Raw genomic sequence first — 17,922 nt, forward strand, 5'->3', positions numbered from 1 at the left:
GATTCGATTCCTCTCAGAATCATGCGAGTGTGTGGTTCTATTCCTGCTACAGTTTCGATTTTCCTTCTCTGCCTCCACCCCCTCCACCACCGGAGCCAGAACTACTCTTTTGTTTTTTGGGAATGGTTTCATATTCAATTTCATGGTGTTTGCAATGGGCACAATTTCGTCGGACTTCCACTTTCCCCGAACTACTGTAAGTTGCTTCTGATAAGACACGGCTGGATTTACAAACGAAGGTTTCAAATTTACATTCTGGACAAACTTTGATTTTAGGAAACGAAGTGCCTTTGTAAATGTATTCTGGATCGATGTTACGAAATTTTAAGATGGAGTGATTGTGACAAGATTGGCAAATCCAAACATCATAGTCAACAGAGTTGACAACTTCTTCCGAGATTTGGCCATCCGACAAATGTTTGTTATCTGCTTCTTCTGAAAGTTTAGTCATGATGGATCCACATTTTTCACATTTTCTCGGAATATTTCGAATCGCTTGTAATCGCATGTTTAACTTTTTCATTCGATGGTCGCCAAGGAAGAGAAAGTAAACAATGATACTCGCGATGATGAGAAAGATAGAAACAGGAAAGAGAGCCTCTCCAAGATAAAGGGATAGGGTTGTGATGACTAAAATCAGTGGGCTAATGACAATTCCATAGTAGAGGATAAAATCTGTTTTGTGAACGATGTGGTATTTGGCAGTGGGAGATGGCAAAATCCAAACGATGAGTCGTTGTAATAGATTTAAAAAAATGAAAAGACCCAAATACCCAAGAACAAAAGTTGATTTAAAATGAAAGGATTCTTCTTTTTCAATTCTTTCTGTTTCTTCATATTTTTCATTTAAAAGTCTCGATTCTTCATCAGTGAGAAAGAAATTAGAAGTTGTATTGTATGTGTCTATCGTCTGTTCTAATATTTGTTTTTCTTCTAAGGTGAGGTCGGTAAATTTTTTTCCTTGGTAATCATATAAATTTGTGCGTGTTACTGCACTGTTATCAACGTTCTCGGTTGGATCAGAACTTCCATCAGAAGGAATGGTGCTTTCCTCTTGTTGAGAGATTAAATTTTCAACAGCGATTTCTGAGTGTTTGAGCTTTTGGATCAATGCTGCAACAGTCTCGACATGACCTTTTTGGAAGTTGTCTTCTTTAAAAGAAGGAATTGTATAAGTATCAATGATCCTTTTGACAGTCGCATCAGGGAGGTCACCTTCAAGTCCATATCCAATTTCAATTTCGACTCTCCTTTGGTCGATGACGTGTAAAATCAAAATTCCATTGTCTTTCCCTTTTTTCCCAATTTTCCAATGGTTGAAGAGTGCCACTGCAAAATCTTTTGGCACATAACTACCGATTGTTGGTAGTGTTACGACTGCAATTTCCAGCCCAGATGAACTTTCCTCTGCGTTGATCATACTGTCGATGGTAGAAGTATCTGTTAGGACTCTGGCACTATCTTCGATCCAACTATTTCGCAATTCTTTAGGGTTCGGAACTTTGGCGACAAGTGCATCAATGGATTCTTCATTGGTATCTGAGCACTGGACTGTTAGTATGAGAAACAGTGAGACCACAACCAAGGAGACCTTGTTCAGAAAGTTTTGTGAGTGTCTAATCCTAGTCGGATTGGTTTTGGAAAGGAATGGATAGTTGGTATCTGTTGAAGTCAAAAGAATCACGATCTGGAAAAACTAATTGAGATTCGTAGGTTTGTCAAGTATGAGTTAAAGGAGAAAGATGAGAAGTATTTTGAAAATGCTTCTATTGAGAAAAGACATTAGAATAAAAGCATGTGTCCACTTCCCTCACAAAGGAGAGCTACAAGGAGCATTACAAGTATAGGAAAAGCTACGGGCAGAGAGTATTTTTCCGGAAGCAGACCTGATCCCTATACCGAGGGTATAACGATTTGTTCCAATTTGAAATCCAGATGAATTCCGAATTTCCAAAATTTTTCCATTGATCACACTTGATAAACTACCATCCAAACTGATAGTAGGTGAAGTGGAGACATTGGTGTCCAAATAGGTTTGCATATTGGAAGGGACTTCAATATCTTCAGTAAATGTAATTTGGATGATCGATGGCCATGCTGTAAATGAAGATTGGTCAAATGGATTTACAGCAAATACATCGAAGTAATTTGGTTCAAAACCAATCTGATAAAATTCAAGATTATTGATTCGTGGTCCAGCTAACGTTTGATTGGAAACTGAAATGATGCCAAGTTCTGGAATGGATAGAGTGAATGTAAACAATTCTACATTGGATTGAGACACTCGAATCCTTGTATCACCAGTGGAAACTTTCATATAAAACCTCCCACCATAGTTAAGGTCTACCGAATCTAATAATCCTTCGGATGGGTTGGAACGGCTCAAAATGGTAAGTGTGCCATTCGAAACGGCAATACCGTTTGAATCTATAATTTGACCTGTGATTTGGATGGATTGGGGGGAGAGAGCTGCAACAATTCCAAGGATTGTTATTGGGTTTGGTTCGGAAGAATCTTCAGGGTTCACAACTGTTTGTACAATTGGATTTAAGATACAAGAGAGTGATATACTAATAAAAAAGAGAATCGTTAATCGTTTAGAAAGGAATTTCATATGGTTACTTCGTTCTTCCAGATAAAATTTAGAAACTACAAGGAATTGAAGGTTCATAACAAAATTGAACCTTTCGTGGAGTTAACGATATACCTGTTGATGATTGAATTGCATCCGTCACTTGAAAGTTATAACGTGTATTCATTGTAAATCCTTCTGCACCAACAAAAGACATTTTGTTGTCTACGATGCCAAGTGCTTGGTACCCAACTGAGGGAGACGGTGAAATCTGTATCGCATTTTGGATAAAGGTAAGGTTGTTTGATTCAACATTTGCTGGTGCCATATTGAATATTAGCACAATGGATCCTAAGGTGGAATAATAATTTTGTTTATCTAAACTGACTTCATTCATTTCACCATCGATAAAATATAATCCAATTAATTCAAAAAAATCTGTTGGAGATGTTGCACTGATCAATTTTAAATTTGAGATTTCAATGCCTAATGATGTATTACTCACTTCTGCGGTGATCGTATTTGGCGATGAAACATTCAGAGTGAGTGTAAAGTAAGGTACCTCATTTTGCACTACATTCAGAACGATTCTACCCGCAAAGTAAGGTATGTAAAAACGTCCCCCCGAATCTGTTGTATACATTGGAATATTTGCTTTCGATTGAAGTGATGGATTGGAAGGATTGAGTGATAGTCCAGCAACAGCTACACCAAATTCATTTCGGATTTGCCCTGTGATCAAACCAGTTTGGCCATTCATACCTAAAAGTCCAAGGAACGCATTGTTATCTTTGGTTTCAGGAGGTGCAAGTATGGAATTTACAATAGGATTGAAGTAACAATTGCTAAAAGTGAAAAATGAAAGGTAAATTAGAATGGTTTGAATTGGTATCTTCATTTTCCATTTCCTAGCTCAATCTATTGATAAATGATATTATGAAAAACATGGTATGTCAATAAATTATACTATTATATTGTAATGAGGAGCTTTACGGAGGAGTTAATAAAGTAAATTTTACAGATCGAGGAGTTAATGGAACATTTGTAGCAGAATAAAAGCCAGGCCCAATTTGAACTGTATATTCGGTGCTATAAACAGAAACGTTGGTCATTAGAATAATCGTATTTGGTGGTGATAAACTTGGACTCATGATGCTCATACCAGCTGGAGAAACAAATATATTATTAGCTACTAAACTAGATAAAGTTGACAAATCCCATTCCGGTACTGAATCTGAAAATGTAAGTGTTAGATTAGGATTCAATCCGAAATACGATTCGTTGTTTGCGGGACTTGTGCTAACCAAATCGAAGGACACTGGTTTATTTCCAGGATTGTACATAAATAAACTTTCAATTTCATAATTAACTGGATCGACAGTTTTTAATTGGATCATAGGTCCACTGACATTGATTGTGAATGTCACAAGATCTTCTCCTAATTCTGTAACACGAATTTTTGTATCACCTTGTCCTATGCTTAAATAAAACCGACCAGACTTATCTGTGGTTCCTGAACTGTCTATTCCGAATACATTACCGTCAGATGACACCACGGTATATTCTTTATTTACTTGTGCGACTCCAGAACCGTTCCGAATAATTCCTGTGACATAAATGGAGGAAGATAATCCACTTAAACCTAGTAAGAAACCACTCTTATTTTCTTCATCTATATTCGGATTCAAAAGATCATACACAAAAGGATTCAAATAACAATTTTGAAACAAAAGAATCGGTATCACAAAGATATAGAATCTTTTTCTGAGATTACGAAAAGAGAAATTGGGTAATTGTATCGAACTAAGATTCATTTAATACTTCACTCCACTATTTTTTCTTTTTCAAAGCTTCTAAATCTTTTTCAAGTAATTCGAGTTCGTATTTTTCTTCCGCTTCTTTTAACTCTTGTTCGGTTTTAATTTGTTCAACAGCTTCTTCTTTGATTCGATTGATTTCCGAATCCGAAACCATACGATATCCATTCCCCTCACAAACATCTACGATAATTGTTTTTCTTGTGATCGTAATTGCAAATCCACCAAATAGAGTGATCGCAAGGTCTTTCCAAGTTGATGTTTGGCGGATACGAACAGGTCTACTATCTTTGGGCAAAAGAACATTCCAATCAGGTTCTGAGAATCTTAAACCACCAAACAACCAAAAATACTCTGGGTATTCTTGGAACGTTTGGCATTTGGCTGATTCGGGTGCAAGAGTGATCATATTCCCATCGGCCACAGAAGTAAGAACAAATGAATCTCGCAAACTATGTGTGACTTTTGTTCCTTCATTTGTTTTTGATCGATTTAATGCTTCTTGTTCTGCGAGAGCTTCACGTCTTTTACGGATTTCTTCTTGTTTGGCTGCGATTGCTTTTTCTTTTTCTTGTTTTCGTTTCTCTTCCTCTTCTTTCCTGATTTTTTCTTCTTCTGCTTCTGCTAAGTCTTTATAGAGAATTTTTAAAACTGATTTTTTGGAAATCACCATATGTTTTCCATCTTGTGTATCAATTTCAACGTTTTCAACGTTTTGATTGGTAATGATACCTTTCACAGACTTTCCTTGTTTCAAAAGAATTGTTTGAACGGCATGAAGAGGTAAAAAAAGAAAGAAAAAGAGGATAAGGAATGTTAGATTGCAGTTTCGCATTTGAAAATACCGATAAATCTAGGATTTCTCCTATAAATACTAGTCTCTTTCTCAATTGCAATTAAGAAATTTAAAGATTTTTGGAAATAACGTGTCAATTTTGCAACAAATGACTCCATCGAACCAGTGTTCTATTGAGTCATTCTTTGTGTAAAAAAATAGGAAGACATAAATCATACAGAGAACATACCAATGTGGAATTAACTACAATTTCAAACGAGAGAGTAAAAATGAACGAAACTCCAAAATTACACAAAGCCCTCCATTCTGTGCATTTATGGGGAATGGCAGTTGGACTTGTCATTTCAGGAGATTACTTTGGTTGGAATTTTGGATGGTCAAATGCAAACTTTTGGGAGTTTGGAATTTCCATAGTATGGATTGCCATTTTTTATGTAATGTTTGCACTATGTTTTACAGAACTTGCAGCTAGTATTCCGCAAGCAGGTGGTCCTTCTGCCTATGCCAAACGTGCATTAGGTGACACTTTTGGATTTTTTACTGGTTATCTCGTACTTGTGGAATTTTTATTTGCACCGCCAGCGATTGCTTCTGCATTAGGTGGATACATTCACTTTTTATTCCCGATCATTCCTGCTTTTGCTGCGGGAATTGGTATGTTTTTGTTATTATTACTCATGAATTTAACCGGGATCAAACAAACTGCTCGCTTTGAGTTATTTGTAACTCTCGTCGCTGTGATTGGACTTTTATTGTATTTAGGATTACTTGTCCCACATCTCTCTTTGGATCAAATTCCAAATTGGAAGAATGAGACAAATATTTCTTTTTCTGCGGTATTCACTTCCATTCCTTTTGCGATTTGGTTTTTTTTAGCTGTGGAAGGAGTTGCATTAGCAGCGGAAGAAGTAAAAAATCCTGCGAAAGACATACCAAAAGGTTATATTGCTGGTATCATCACCTTACTTTGTTTAGCAGGTATGATTTATGGATTCACAGCTTCGGTAACAAATACAAAGGACATTGCTAATATTGAATATCCTTTGTCCTATGTATTAAACTCATTATATGGATCCGAATCAATTTGGCCCATTTTGTTTACTTTTATTGGATTATTCGGACTTGTAGCTTCTCTTTTTGGGATTATTTTGGGCAATTCAAGGTTGTTATATGCTATGAGTAAGGAAGGTTACCTTCCAAGTTATTTATCTCAATTGACCAAAGGATCGGTTGTCCCTCAAAATGCTGTTATATCTGGTGGAGTTCTTGGAATTTTCTGTATGTTGTTTTTGAATACGGCAGAACTTATCACCATATCTGCATTAGGTGCCTGCGGGATGTATTTACTCTGTTTAGTGTCTTACCTTATGTTGCGAAAAAGAGAACCCAATTTAGATCGACCTTATAAGGCTCCTTTGTATCCAATTTTGCCTTTCATCGCGATGGGATTTGGTATTTTTGCGTTTGGATCTGTATTTTATGCAGAGCCAAAGTTAACGATTGGTGTTTTTTTTGTTGGGATCGTATTGGGTATTGGCTATCGATTGAACCAATTCCGAAACAAATCAATTAACTAGTGCCAGACTCGAGTTTGGATTTTTCGAGAGCATCTTTACAACGTTCTAAAAAAAGACGCGATACTGAATCATCAGGATTTTTATCTAATAGGGAAGCAAAACCTTCTTTTGCTTCTTCAAAATCTTCCCTACGATATGCATCGAGGGCAAGAGTGTAATCGTCTTTACAAGCAATCAAACGTTTCGATTTTTCTGGCTCATAACCATCTAACACCTCAACAACAAAAACTGATTCTGTTTTACCTTTGATATTTACTCGATCCAATAATCGGTAGTGAAACCCTAAATTGTCAGACGCTTCGATAAATGTTTCCGCACTGATGACGATCCTAGAAGAGAATAGTTTTGTGATCCCTTCAATTCTAGATGCTAAATTCACTGCATCCGAAATTACGGTTCCTTCCATTCGTTTGTGTTCACCTAAAATTCCGAGGGTTAAATTTCCTGTATGGATTCCTATCCCAACTTCAATGGGAATATAACCACAATTGGCTCGATGGCTATTGTAAATTCGAATTGCCTCTTGCATTTCAACAGCAGCCTTTACCGCATCACTGATGTTGTACGGGAATAATGCCATCACCGCATCACCAATGAATTTATCAATAAACCCATTATTATGACGGATGATTGGTCCAACACGTTGGAGATAACTATTTAGAAAATCAAAGTTTTCTTTTGGAGTGAGTGTTTCAGAAAATTCAGTAAAGGATCGAATGTCAGCAAATAATACAGTCATCCGTTTTTGGACTTGGTCCCCCAAGTCAACTTGTCGGATGTCATTTTTCCCTAAATGGTATAAAAATTCAGTGGGTACAAAACGACTAAAGGAAGAACTGAATTGTTTTTGTTCCTCAGCAAACTCTAAGGTTTTGACAATGTTTTGTCTAACGATTCTCCCAAAAGTAAATACTTGCAAAAAGACAAAGATCACAACTGTGGAAGGTCCAATGTAAGTAGTATGAATTACCGCTTGTGCATGCAAAACATCGTTACTTGCTCCTATCAAAATGAGCCCAATTCCGAATAACAATGGTTTTGCTTCCATTCGGCTTTTTTGGTAAGCTCGGAATAAATAAAACAGTATAAAAAGACCATTCAATACAAATGCAATTGGGTATATGGACGCAGTTTCTGTGAAATATACTGGAGGCAGAATGAGCCCCAAGGTTAAAATCGCAGAGAGAATATAAAAAACATTCCCAACTTTTTTAGAAAAGTCATATGGGAAAATGGTATAAAAATAATGATAGAGTAGTGGTGCAGACCAGAACCAAGATAAATACTCCAATCGAAGTAGTGCCCAGTAAGGCATATCGAAAAATTCGAGAACAATTCGTTCGCCTGTTGAGATGGTTCTAAGTAAAACAGCAAGAGAAAAGAGAAAAATTCCTAAGGTTTGGCTTCCATCTCTGTTGTAAAAATACATAACTAAAAAGAAAATTCCAACAAAGGCAAATATTGAGGACAGAATTGTTTCATTTATCTTATGTTTGGTGAGACGATTCTCTGCTTTAGTGTATGTTGACAATACAATGTCATTCCAAACTCCACCCTTTCTGTGAACATAATTGGCTACATATAAATCAATGGTGAGATTTTTGTTTTGTGGTAAAACAACAATGGTGGACCTAACCATCGGAAGGAACTGATTCGTGTTACTTGCTGGTATCCCCGATCCTCCGTAGTACTTTCCATTGACATAAATTGCATAAGAGGTGTCCTGTTCATGCACTGTAAGTGCCATTGTCTCTTGTAAGTCTTCTGGTAACTCGAGCTGGATACGAAATGTTGCATGACCAAATCCAGAAAGTTTACCATAGTCCATTTGGTATCCATTCCAGTGTTTGGGCAAACTTAGTATACGATCCAAATTTGATTCTTTGATGTTTTCTGGAGAGGTATTCCAAAAAAATTTCCATTCCCCAGTTAGAGCCACAAAAGGTTCCAATGGAAACGAATGATTCTTTAAACTGATAAACCCATTTTTTGCTTCTTTGTTTACATTCCTTTCTTCTGACAAACAACTAACTAGGAGTAAAAGAGATATCAAAATGAGTTTTTTCATCTAAGCTTGTCGTTTTGGAAAAACTGTATAATCCTGCAATTTTGTAAATTTCACTTCATCTCGTTTGTATCCGAGTAATCCTTCCAAGGTTTGGTAACGATTCATTCCCATACTGATTTCAATGTCTTGGCCTGTAAATTGACCTGGGTGTTCGTATCCACAAGAATGAGCCAAACTTAAAAGTTCTTTGCGAATCCCTTGGATGTATTTGGCTGCTCGTTTGCCTTTGATTTCTGGATCGACTCCACGTTGTAACCACCAGTTTTGTGTGGCAACACCAGCAGGGCAATGGTCTGTATGGCATTTTTGAGCTTGGATACAACCAATTGATAACATAGCTTCCCTTGCGATATTGATGAGATCACAACCCATGGCAATGGCGACAACTGCTCGGTCAGGAAAACCCAATTTTCCCGAACCTATCCATACAACTCGGTCAGACAAACCTTCTTTTTGGAATAAAGTGTACACTCTTTGGAATCCAATTTTAAAGGGTAAAGACACATGGTCTGCATATGTTAGTGGGGCAGCACCAGTTCCCCCTTCACCACCATCGATCGTGATAAAATCTGGACCTTGTGAGGTACGTTTCATTTCTTCTGCTAATTCTTCCCAGAACTCAATTTCGCCAACTGCACTTTTGATCCCAACAGGCAAACCGGTTCCATTTGCAATTTTTTCGATAAAAGAAACGAGTTCCTTAACATTTGTGAATTCACTATGAGAGTTAGGTGATATACAATCTTTTCCTTCTGGAACATGCCGAATTGACGCAATCTCTGCGTTTACTTTTTTAGCGGGTAGAATACCACCTTTACCTGGTTTGGCGCCTTGTGATAATTTGATCTCGATCATTTTTACGCAGGCATTTTTTCCGACTTTTTCTTTTAAAACATCTAAGTTAAATTTTCCAGTATTGTCTCTTGCACCAAAATATCCAGTTCCAATTTGCCAAACAATATCAGCACCTTCCATATGGTAATGGCTGAGTCCCCCCTCACCAGTGTTATGGTAGGCACCCGAATCTCTCGCTCCACGGTTGAGTGCTAAGACTGCATTTTTTCCGAGGGAACCAAATGACATTGCTGAAATATTGACAATGGAATAAGGCCTGTATGGAAATTTTCGATTTGGTCCAATGATCTTAAGGCATGGAATACAACTCGGATCACTGTTGTGAACATATGCTTTTGATTCGGGATAAGGAAAGGCTTTGTGTTTGATAATGGGGTAACCAGGTTCATATTGGATCTCTGTAGTTCCAAATCCAAAATTATTATTTTGGCCTTTGGCAGTTGCGTAAATCCAACTCCTTTCCGTGCGGTCAAAAGGCCTTTCTTCTTTGTCATTGGCGACCCAGTACTGTCTGAGTTCGGGACCAATCATTTCTAGAAAGTATCGTAACCTACCAACGATGGGAAAATTCCTTTGAATGGTGTGCTTTTTTTGTGTGATGTCTCGGAGGAAAACGAGTGCAAAAAATAAAAACAGTCCGACCCATGTGGCAGAGATTGGGTTTGTTTCGATCCAATTCAAAATTGTGTTCATCATTTTTGCATCCATATCTACCTTCGAACTAAGTTATTGACAAGCTAAGATTGTAGATGAGTCAAAGAATCCAAAAGTTTTTCTTTGGTAAATGGTTTAAAAATATAACCAGAGACATAAGGAATTTTTGCCGCCCTTTCAGTATCCGCTTCGTCAACCGAAGAACTAACCAAATAAATTTGGATTTGTTTTGGGAATTTGGAAAGCAAAGGTTCCATGGCTTCTAAAAATTGCCAACCATCCATAAAAGGCATGTTGATATCCAAAAAGATGATATCAGGAAGTGTTGATGTGTTTTCCGTTTCTGATTGGAAAAAACTTAGCGCATTCTCCGCATCCGAAAATACCAAAACCTCACCAGAAATGCCAGCATTGGAAATGATCTTCTTCGTTGTGAATTGGTAAATTTTGTCATCATCGATGATACAAATTCTGGGTGTCATACGTTGGCACTCCCATTCGGAAAATGAAGTAAAAACGTGGCACCTTCCCCAGGTTTCGATTTGACTTCGACTCGTCCGCCCAATGATTCCATCGTATATTTCATTAAAAATAAACCGAGACCTTTCCCACTCATCTGACGATGAAAAGTCTTCTTAAGCTGAAAAATTTGATCCCCGTACCGCGATAAATCAACCCCTAATCCATTATCTGAGAAGGAAATTGTCGTTTCGGATCCTATCGAAAAGGATTCTACTTGGATTCGTAGTTCCCGAGACGGATCTGCAAATTGAAGGGAATTGCTAGTGAGTTGTAAAAATAAGGTTTCTAGGTATTCTTTGGAAACAAAAACCAATTCTTTTTCTGTCACATTCAGATCGATGTGGACGTTTTTTTTCTGAAATTCCCCTTCCATTAGTTTTTGCACTTTTTGAAAGGTAAGAAGGATGGAAATCCATTCAGGTTGGTAATTTTCCAAACTTTGGATTTTTAAGGTTGTGATGAGTTCGGAAAGTACGGTTTCCAAATTTTCAGTCACTTCTTCCAAATGATTTTGTATTTCCTTTCGTTCTCCTTCTACCTCAGTAATCTTTAATAAATCTAATAAACTTCTGAGATTACTGACAGGTGCTCGTAAGTGATGGGAGATAATTTGGTTATAAGATTGGAGTTGTTTGTTTTGGATGATCAGAGAATTTTTAGTGGCTTTTAAATGTTCATTGTTTTCTAAAAGTAAGGTTTCTGTTTTTTTACGTTCATCAATGTCGATAATTTGTGCTAAATAATAAATTGCTTTTCCTGAATCATCGCGTAACACGGTGACAGTGATGTATGCCCATACCAAATGCCCTTGTTTATGAACATATTGTTTCTCGATGGAATAATGATCGATCATTCCTTTTTGGACAGAATCTCTATAGCGTAAATTTTCTTCGAGTTCTCCTAAAGAACTAATTTCAGAAAAATGTTTCCCTAACAGTTCAAAGGTTTCATATCCTAAAAATCTCGCAAACGCTTCATTGACATCATCGATGTAACCATGTGTGCTCGTAAGTACAAGTCCAATAGGCGAATCACGGAATAAGGTTTTGAACTTTCGTTCGGACAGTGCTAAGTTTGCATCGGATTCAATTTTTTCTGAGATATCGCGAGAAGATGTGTGTAGATAATTTTTCCCCGTACTTGCATGAGTGGTCAATCGGTTGTCTGATTGTAACCAAATATAAGTTCCATTTTTATGTAAGAAGCGGAAAGTGGGGTGGATGTTTTCATCACCTCGTAAAAGAGGTTGGTGTGATCTTTCAAAAATTAACCTCCTGTCATCTGGATGAAAAAAATCATAAGGATTTTTTCCAATCAGTTCCTCTGGTTCGTAACCGATGATGGATTTAGAATTGGGGCTCACATAAACATAAGTTCCGTCAGTTTCGTGTAAACATACCAATTCTCGGCTAATCGAGGTTAATAATTGCAATATTTCGGAATCGGGAAGTGCCACACTCTAATTCAATAAGAGAAGAATCCCGTTGTCTATCCCAAATCATTTTTTTTTAGAATGAATTAAATCCCTTTCAATCAGATTTTTTTGTACCATCACTCAAGTTTTTCACCTAAAGGAGTTGTGGTTAATAAAACTGTTATAGGGATACTCAAATGAAAAATCTATCGTACATCATTTTGGATGGGAACTTAACTTCTGATCCAGAAGAGAAAACAATTGCTGGAGGTAAGTCACTGGCACAATTCACAGTGGCAGTCAATCACTCTCAAAACAACCCAGATGGAAAGGAAAAGGATGATGTTTCTTTTTTTGAAGTGGAAGCTTGGGAAAAGTTGGGTGAAAACTGTGTGGAGTACTTAAAAAAAGGAAGTAAAGTGACTGTGATGGGCAATTTAAAACAAAACAGATGGAAAACTCCTGATGGAGAAAGTAAATCAAAAGTGAAAGTCACAGCTTCCACAGTTCGATTCGATAGTATGAGGAAACGAGAAGAAAAAGTAGCATAACTGGAACACGGGTGTTTGTGACTCCAATCACCCGTGTTTTCGAATGTTATGGAGTTGTGATGGTTCTCTTTTTATGTTTTGAATGAGTTGGAGAATCAAAGATAGAATGGTTATCATCTTTTTCCGATTGTGAATTTTCTTTTGATTCATCGGTTCGTTTGTCTTCTTCAATCATGGTTTGTTTTCCCAATTTACCAACGGAAAGAATGCGAAAATAACGCGGTGAAGAAACTAAATTCCATTCTCTAAAGAAAAATTTTGTAAACGTATGTTTGGGTCCATACGTTCCATTGGAGGAATCAATTTTTGATTTAATATTCGTCTTAAATTCAATCTGTTCTTCTGTAGATAAATTTGGGAATTGAGCAATTTCGCCATTGACATAACGATTTCTCAAAATATCCAATTCGCGTCGATTTCGTGAAGTCACATCATCGAAAAATTTTTGTTTGGCGCCAAAACAATTTCCACCATACGATTCACAATTTGGTTCCAAATATGGTAGAACATACGTTAATTCTAAATAAATACTGATGTATTCACCTGGAGAAGGAACTTTTCCTTCAAAAATTTCGAGAACCTGAGGGACAGTGTCACGATCAGAATATTGCCTTTCGATGGCTTCTCTGGAGATCCTAGTTTCAGGAGTTGTGCTATTCACCTTTACCGGTTTTTTGGATTCTCCAACGATTACTTTATTTCGCATCACTTCTGTTTTTGTTTCCAAAATTTCATAGGCTTGGAAGTTAACAGGTTGTTTTGCGATGATTTCTCCTTTTTGGTTTAAGACGACGATATGATGGTCGATGATGGTGCCAGCGATGATTTCTTCAATGATGCTGATTCCCGCATCTTCAAAAAATAAATCTAATTGGATAAAGGGAATTTTGTTTTCTGAATATTCAACACTCACTCCTGGTTCTTGGGTGAGGGGTTTTTTGGAATTTGATTCCTGGCCTGGATTTGCCTCTTGTTTGGTAATCATTTTGATGCGATTCAAATTGATTTGTTCGGATTGAGTGGGGAAGGTTGGAATCATCACCTGTTGTGGTGTTTGGCACCCCCAAACAAATTGCAAAAGGAATACGAAAAAAGGAATTCGTTTCATATAGTAAAGTATCGGCAATGGATTGCCCCTAAAATTAGGGGCAATGGCGGTCTTAGATGTGTTTTGCACTCATTGGAGGAAGGATTGGTCCACTCACTTGTTGGATTTCTACATACTTTCCATTGATCAGTCTGTATGCTTTTTCTGGTTTGTCTTTTAAAAAGTAAACCGACTCAACACCTTTTGCAGTGGGAGCATCCATTCTTAAAACTTTACCCCATTCTGTGTAAGTAAGAGTGATGGTTTGTCCATTTTCAGTGTATTCTTTTACTAATTTTCCATCAAAGTCATACTCAGCAGCTGCGATTGGATTATGGTCAGTCCAGAATTCAATTAGGTTGAAAACGATGATGTCCAAGAAACTTCCAATTCCATATGCAATGTATAATGGAAAAATCATTAACAAGGAACGAAAGAAACTTGCTAATTTTCCCGATCCAATTTGAATCCCAGCATTAAAAGAATATACTGCCTTGATTGCGCCAAATTTTCCAAAACAATTGGAAAGTAGGCCAAAGGACAATAAACCGACAAGCGCTGTTTTAAATACTTTTTTCATTTTCTACCTCTATAGTTCTTAGCTGAAAACTAGTGACCAATCATAAGTGAAATGGGAATGTTCGGCAAGTCGAAATGATTGACACTGGCATTTTTTCGATGATTCTGGTCTGAATAGAAGGCGAACCCATTGATCTTTTCTGATTTTGAATACTTTGTCTTCTTCCTTTTTGTCTTTTTTACCGTTTGGTATTTGTTCCCAGCACTCTTTTCGAACCAATCTAAAGAAACTCGCATCTTACATATATTCTTACTCATTAGTAGTTATTTTTTCTACATGTCTTGGGATTATCGTTTTGGTGCACTGATATTATTATCCACCGCCATTGACTTTTATGTGGGTCTCAAACTTGCAAATGAAACAAGAGAAAAAATCAGATATTATTTATTACTCTTTAGTTTGATCACAAATTTAGTTTTTATCCTAGGTTTTTTTAAATACTATAACTTCGTTGTGACTTCGATGAACTCCGTCACAGGTGTATTGTTAGGTGAAGAGTTTTTGCCGGTTTTAAAAATCATTTTGCCAGCAGGCATTTCCTTTTTTACATTCCAATCCTTATCGTATACGATTGATGTGTACCGCAAAGAAATTCCCGCGGAAACTGATTTTATTCGGTTTGCCTTATTTGTGAGTTTTTTCCCACAACTTGTTGCAGGTCCCATTGTCACGGCAAGGACATTTATGCCTCAGTTGTATAGTCCTAAAAAATTAGAAGACATTGAATTTCGAGTTGCCATTCGTTTTTTTATGTTAGGTTATTTCAAAAAAGCTGTTTTGTCAGATATGGTTGCACCCACTATCGATGCCATATACGCAAATCCAGCAGGTCATCATGCTTATGCTTTGCTGATAGCGGCAGCTCTTGGTGGAATCCAAGTCTATTTGGATTTTAGTGGGTATTCGGATATGGCAATCGGAAGTGCCATGTTACTCGGATATAAATTGCCTACCAATTTTAATTTACCATTTATCGCCACATCGGTATCTGGCTTTTGGCGTAGGTGGCATATGACACTTAATTCTTGGTTACGAGATTATATTTATATCCCTATGGGTGGAAGCCGTGTAACTTCTGTACGTCGTAAGTTTAATTTATGGTTTACCATGTTTGTGAGTGGCGTTTGGCATGGTGCCCAATGGACATTTGTGTTCTGGGGATCTCTTAATGGATTTTTTTATGTTTTGGAAGAGATTTGGAAAGAGTGGTTTCCAGACAAAAAAGATTCAACTTCTGGCCAATCTTCGTTACTCGTTCAAATTCCTGTTTGGCTGTTTCAAAATGTACTCAATAATTCCATTTTCTTTTTAGGTGCGGTTTTTTTCCGCTCGCTTACTTGGGAAAATGCATGGATCCACTTAAAAGGGATTTTCCTTTTCCAAGATGGAAATTTACGTCCCTATATGTGGAAGGATTTCCTTTGGATCATTGGTTTTCTGACGATTGGACATGCCATCGGTTATTTTCTCTTTGAAAAGGGGAAAGGGAAAAAAATCCCAGCCAGTTTTGAATTTGCGATGTATCCTATTCTGTTTCTTGTCTTAAATTTAGCTACACCCGAAAACTCGGTTCCGTTCATTTACTTTCAGTTCTAATTTGCTTTTTTCGTTTCCAATTCTAGGATTCCATGTATTTTGTTGCTATGGAAAGTGAGCGAAGGCTTCCCAGAATTTCCCCAGGTGATTTTTCCGAATTTGAAGTCCATTTGGATCTCGAAGGGATCACCTTATTTGGAAAATTAGGAAACATATCCGAGGAAGGACTCTGTTTTTTGGGAGAAGATGATTTACTCAGTGATGAAATTGAATCATCGGTACTCGGGAGTATTGTTTGGTCAAAAGGCACAAAACGGTTGTTTTTTGAGGGGACCATCATGTGGACCCAAACTTCCAAAATCAAAAACGTCATTTATCATATCGCTGGAATTCAATTTTTAGAAAAAATCAATTTAACTGACTCGATGCTCGCAAGAAGTTTGGAGATAAAATGAAAATATTGTTACTTGGTGGTACAGGTCTTGTCGGTAAACAAGTGTTACTTTCACTTCTATTTTACCCACAGATCAAAAAAGTGATCGTATGGGCTCGTCATTTTGAAAACTCATCCAAACCAAATCTTCCCATTGAAGTGATCAAAGTCACTTGGGAAGATTTCCAGTCAGGTAAAGTGAGTGTACCTGATGGTATTGATGCCGTGTTTTGTTGTTTAGGTACAACCATCGGCAAAGCTGGGAGTCAGGAGAAATTTAGAGAAATTGATTATGACTATCCACTCCTTGCCGCAAAACAAGCGAAGGAAAAAAATGTCCCAGGCTTTTATGTCATTACAGCAATGGGTTCCGATGCAAATTCTTCCATTTTTTACAACCGAGTAAAAGGAGAATTGGAAAAGGAATTAATGGCACTTTCGTTTCCTTTTTTAGGAATCTTTAGGCCATCCCTTCTCATTGGAGAACGAGAAGAACTTCGGATTGGGGAAAAAGTTGGTGAGGTGCTTGGTCACATCATTCCATTTGGATTATTTGGTTTGAAAAAATACAAACCCATCCAAGCAGAATATGTTGCTAAATCGATGATATATTCCCTGTTACATGACAAACCAACAAATCCATCCAAACCGATGGTAAAAATTTATGAAAACGATAATCTGTGGGAGATCGGTAAGGACCATTCTTTTTGATTCCAGATAATAAACAAAAACCATATTCCAAAACCAAATACATTATCTTAAGTTTTGTAGTTCACTTCATCGTAAGAGTTTGGTATCTTTTTGTGCGAAACCAAAAGTTGATCATCCCTCAGGAATCAACAAATGTGATCGAACAAGGAAAGGATTACATCATTGCGGTGTTTCATGAAACAACACTATCGTTGTACAGACATGCAACGCAGTACTTAAAACGAAAGAAAAAAGCGGATATGGTGGCACTTGTGTCCCAATCAAAAGATGGTGAAATCATCCACCAAACATTTGCTCGGTCGGGACTTCGTTCCGTGCGGGGTTCTTCTACTAGGGGTGGAACCGGTGCATTCCGTAATATCTTAAAGGAAATGAAACAAGGCGCAGTTCCCATTTTCACCGTGGACGGACCCAAAGGCCCAAGAAGGGAAGTAAAACCAGGTGTGATCGTGACTGCTTCTCTCACTGGATTTCCGATTTTGTACCTTCATTCTTGTTATGACCGTGCTTATGTATTTCGGAGTTGGGACCGTCATTTTTTCCCAAAATTTGGGGCCAGGCTCTTCATCCAATATGGAAAACCTTTCTTTGTTCCGAAGGGTCTCACAGAAAACCAAATCGATGAATACGCTAAAAAATTGCAGATCGAAATGCAGGCGAACGCGGAGTCGCTGGATTCTTACGTGCGTGGACTCTTTCCTGACAATTCTATTGACGTACCACCTAAAAACGAAACTTTAACCAAGTAA

Annotated in this window: 17 protein-coding genes; 6 read left to right on the plus strand and 11 right to left on the minus strand. The window is 37.4% G+C overall.

The features are described 5' to 3' along the window. Positions 1-46: 46 nt before the first annotated feature. The 5 genes from CH354_RS16090 to CH354_RS16110 all read right to left on the minus strand — a co-directional run bounded on the left by CH354_RS16090 (position 47) and on the right by CH354_RS16110 (position 5,224). The gene (locus CH354_RS16090; RefSeq protein ID WP_100728280.1) at positions 47-1,468 is read right to left on the minus strand and encodes a TPM domain-containing protein; all 1,422 of its coding nucleotides are present in this window, start codon (positions 1,466-1,468) and stop codon (positions 47-49) included. A gap of 342 nt (positions 1,469-1,810) precedes the next feature. Further along, entirely contained in the window at positions 1,811-2,614 is an 804-nt protein-coding gene (locus CH354_RS16095) for a carboxypeptidase regulatory-like domain-containing protein (RefSeq protein ID WP_100727410.1), read from the minus strand. A 28-nt stretch (positions 2,615-2,642) separates the two neighbouring features. Beyond that, positions 2,643-3,470, minus strand: coding sequence for a hypothetical protein (locus tag CH354_RS16100; RefSeq protein WP_100727391.1), 828 nt, complete (start codon positions 3,468-3,470; stop codon positions 2,643-2,645). Between the two features lie 91 nt (positions 3,471-3,561). After that, positions 3,562-4,386: an Ig-like domain-containing domain gene (locus tag CH354_RS16105; RefSeq protein WP_100727390.1), complete on the minus strand. Its 825-nt coding sequence runs from the start codon at positions 4,384-4,386 to the stop codon at positions 3,562-3,564. A gap of 16 nt (positions 4,387-4,402) precedes the next feature. Then, positions 4,403-5,224: an LA_0442/LA_0875 N-terminal domain-containing protein gene (locus CH354_RS16110; protein ID WP_100727389.1), complete on the minus strand. Its 822-nt coding sequence runs from the start codon at positions 5,222-5,224 to the stop codon at positions 4,403-4,405. A gap of 230 nt (positions 5,225-5,454) precedes the next feature. Here CH354_RS16110 and eat point away from each other — a divergent pair, with 230 nt between their 5' ends. Beyond that, positions 5,455-6,762: an ethanolamine permease gene (gene eat, locus CH354_RS16115; protein ID WP_100727388.1), complete on the plus strand. Its 1,308-nt coding sequence runs from the start codon at positions 5,455-5,457 to the stop codon at positions 6,760-6,762. Here eat and CH354_RS16120 read toward each other — a convergent pair. Genes CH354_RS16120 through CH354_RS16135 form a run of 4 tightly spaced genes read right to left on the minus strand, consistent with a single transcriptional unit; the run spans position 6,755 to position 12,317 of the window. After that, positions 6,755-8,830, minus strand: coding sequence for an adenylate/guanylate cyclase domain-containing protein (locus tag CH354_RS16120; protein WP_100727387.1), 2,076 nt, complete (start codon positions 8,828-8,830; stop codon positions 6,755-6,757). The genes eat and CH354_RS16120 overlap by 8 nt on opposite strands. Further along, positions 8,831-10,381: an FMN-binding glutamate synthase family protein gene (locus CH354_RS16125; protein ID WP_207762704.1), complete on the minus strand. Its 1,551-nt coding sequence runs from the start codon at positions 10,379-10,381 to the stop codon at positions 8,831-8,833. A 41-nt stretch (positions 10,382-10,422) separates the two neighbouring features. Then, the gene (locus CH354_RS16130; protein WP_100727385.1) at positions 10,423-10,821 is read right to left on the minus strand and encodes a response regulator; all 399 of its coding nucleotides are present in this window, start codon (positions 10,819-10,821) and stop codon (positions 10,423-10,425) included. Beyond that, positions 10,818-12,317, minus strand: a complete 1,500-nt coding sequence (locus CH354_RS16135) for a sensor histidine kinase (RefSeq protein ID WP_100727384.1) — start codon at positions 12,315-12,317, stop codon at positions 10,818-10,820. The genes CH354_RS16130 and CH354_RS16135 overlap by 4 nt, the downstream gene beginning before the upstream one ends. A 155-nt stretch (positions 12,318-12,472) precedes the next feature. Between CH354_RS16135 and CH354_RS16140 the strand changes: the two genes are divergently transcribed. Beyond that, positions 12,473-12,826, plus strand: a complete 354-nt coding sequence (locus tag CH354_RS16140) for a single-stranded DNA-binding protein (protein WP_100727383.1) — start codon at positions 12,473-12,475, stop codon at positions 12,824-12,826. 46 nt (positions 12,827-12,872) lie between these two features. Here the strand turns inward: CH354_RS16140 and CH354_RS16145 are convergent, their stop codons facing one another. Beyond that, positions 12,873-13,934, minus strand: a complete 1,062-nt coding sequence (locus CH354_RS16145; protein WP_100727382.1) for a hypothetical protein — start codon at positions 13,932-13,934, stop codon at positions 12,873-12,875. A 52-nt stretch (positions 13,935-13,986) separates the two neighbouring features. Further along, positions 13,987-14,493, minus strand: coding sequence for a DUF3332 family protein (locus CH354_RS16150; RefSeq protein ID WP_100727381.1), 507 nt, complete (start codon positions 14,491-14,493; stop codon positions 13,987-13,989). A 129-nt stretch (positions 14,494-14,622) separates the two neighbouring features. On the opposite strand from CH354_RS16150, the gene CH354_RS16155 reads away from it, so the two are divergent. From CH354_RS16155 to CH354_RS16170, 4 genes are read left to right on the plus strand one after another with little or no spacing between them, the layout of a single operon-like run. Then, on the plus strand, positions 14,623-16,089 hold the full coding sequence (locus tag CH354_RS16155; protein WP_100766540.1) for an MBOAT family O-acyltransferase: 1,467 nt from the start codon (positions 14,623-14,625) through the stop codon (positions 16,087-16,089). A 32-nt stretch (positions 16,090-16,121) separates the two neighbouring features. After that, the gene (locus tag CH354_RS16160; protein WP_100717566.1) at positions 16,122-16,484 is read left to right on the plus strand and encodes a PilZ domain-containing protein; all 363 of its coding nucleotides are present in this window, start codon (positions 16,122-16,124) and stop codon (positions 16,482-16,484) included. After that, complete coding sequence (locus tag CH354_RS16165; protein ID WP_100727379.1) at positions 16,481-17,173, plus strand: Rossmann-fold NAD(P)-binding domain-containing protein; 693 nt, start codon at positions 16,481-16,483, stop codon at positions 17,171-17,173. The genes CH354_RS16160 and CH354_RS16165 overlap by 4 nt, the downstream gene beginning before the upstream one ends. After that, positions 17,170-17,922 carry a lysophospholipid acyltransferase family protein gene (locus tag CH354_RS16170; RefSeq protein WP_100727378.1) on the plus strand — a complete coding sequence of 251 codons (753 nt, stop codon included), beginning with the start codon at positions 17,170-17,172 and terminating at the stop codon, positions 17,920-17,922. Before CH354_RS16165 ends, CH354_RS16170 begins: the two co-directional genes overlap by 4 nt.

This window comes from Leptospira levettii (assembly GCF_002812085.1).
Lineage (GTDB): Bacteria > Spirochaetota > Leptospiria > Leptospirales > Leptospiraceae > Leptospira_A > Leptospira_A levettii.

Excerpts from the sequence above, each read along its gene's own strand:
- CH354_RS16095 (WP_100727410.1), bottom strand. The coding sequence starts at position 2,614 with ATGAAATTCCTTTCTAAACGATTAACGATTCTCTTTTTTATTAGTATA.
- CH354_RS16100 (WP_100727391.1), bottom strand. The coding sequence starts at position 3,470 with ATGAAGATACCAATTCAAACCATTCTAATTTACCTTTCATTTTTCACT.
- CH354_RS16105 (WP_100727390.1), bottom strand. The coding sequence starts at position 4,386 with ATGAATCTTAGTTCGATACAATTACCCAATTTCTCTTTTCGTAATCTC.
- CH354_RS16110 (WP_100727389.1), bottom strand. The coding sequence starts at position 5,224 with ATGCGAAACTGCAATCTAACATTCCTTATCCTCTTTTTCTTTCTTTTT.
- eat (WP_100727388.1), top strand. The coding sequence starts at position 5,455 with ATGAACGAAACTCCAAAATTACACAAAGCCCTCCATTCTGTGCATTTA.
- CH354_RS16120 (WP_100727387.1), bottom strand. The coding sequence starts at position 8,830 with ATGAAAAAACTCATTTTGATATCTCTTTTACTCCTAGTTAGTTGTTTG.
- CH354_RS16125 (WP_207762704.1), bottom strand. The coding sequence starts at position 10,381 with ATGATGAACACAATTTTGAATTGGATCGAAACAAACCCAATCTCTGCC.
- CH354_RS16130 (WP_100727385.1), bottom strand. The coding sequence starts at position 10,821 with ATGACACCCAGAATTTGTATCATCGATGATGACAAAATTTACCAATTC.
- CH354_RS16140 (WP_100727383.1), top strand. The coding sequence starts at position 12,473 with ATGAAAAATCTATCGTACATCATTTTGGATGGGAACTTAACTTCTGAT.
- CH354_RS16145 (WP_100727382.1), bottom strand. The coding sequence starts at position 13,934 with ATGAAACGAATTCCTTTTTTCGTATTCCTTTTGCAATTTGTTTGGGGG.
- CH354_RS16150 (WP_100727381.1), bottom strand. The coding sequence starts at position 14,493 with ATGAAAAAAGTATTTAAAACAGCGCTTGTCGGTTTATTGTCCTTTGGC.
- CH354_RS16160 (WP_100717566.1), top strand. The coding sequence starts at position 16,122 with ATGTATTTTGTTGCTATGGAAAGTGAGCGAAGGCTTCCCAGAATTTCC.
- CH354_RS16165 (WP_100727379.1), top strand. The coding sequence starts at position 16,481 with ATGAAAATATTGTTACTTGGTGGTACAGGTCTTGTCGGTAAACAAGTG.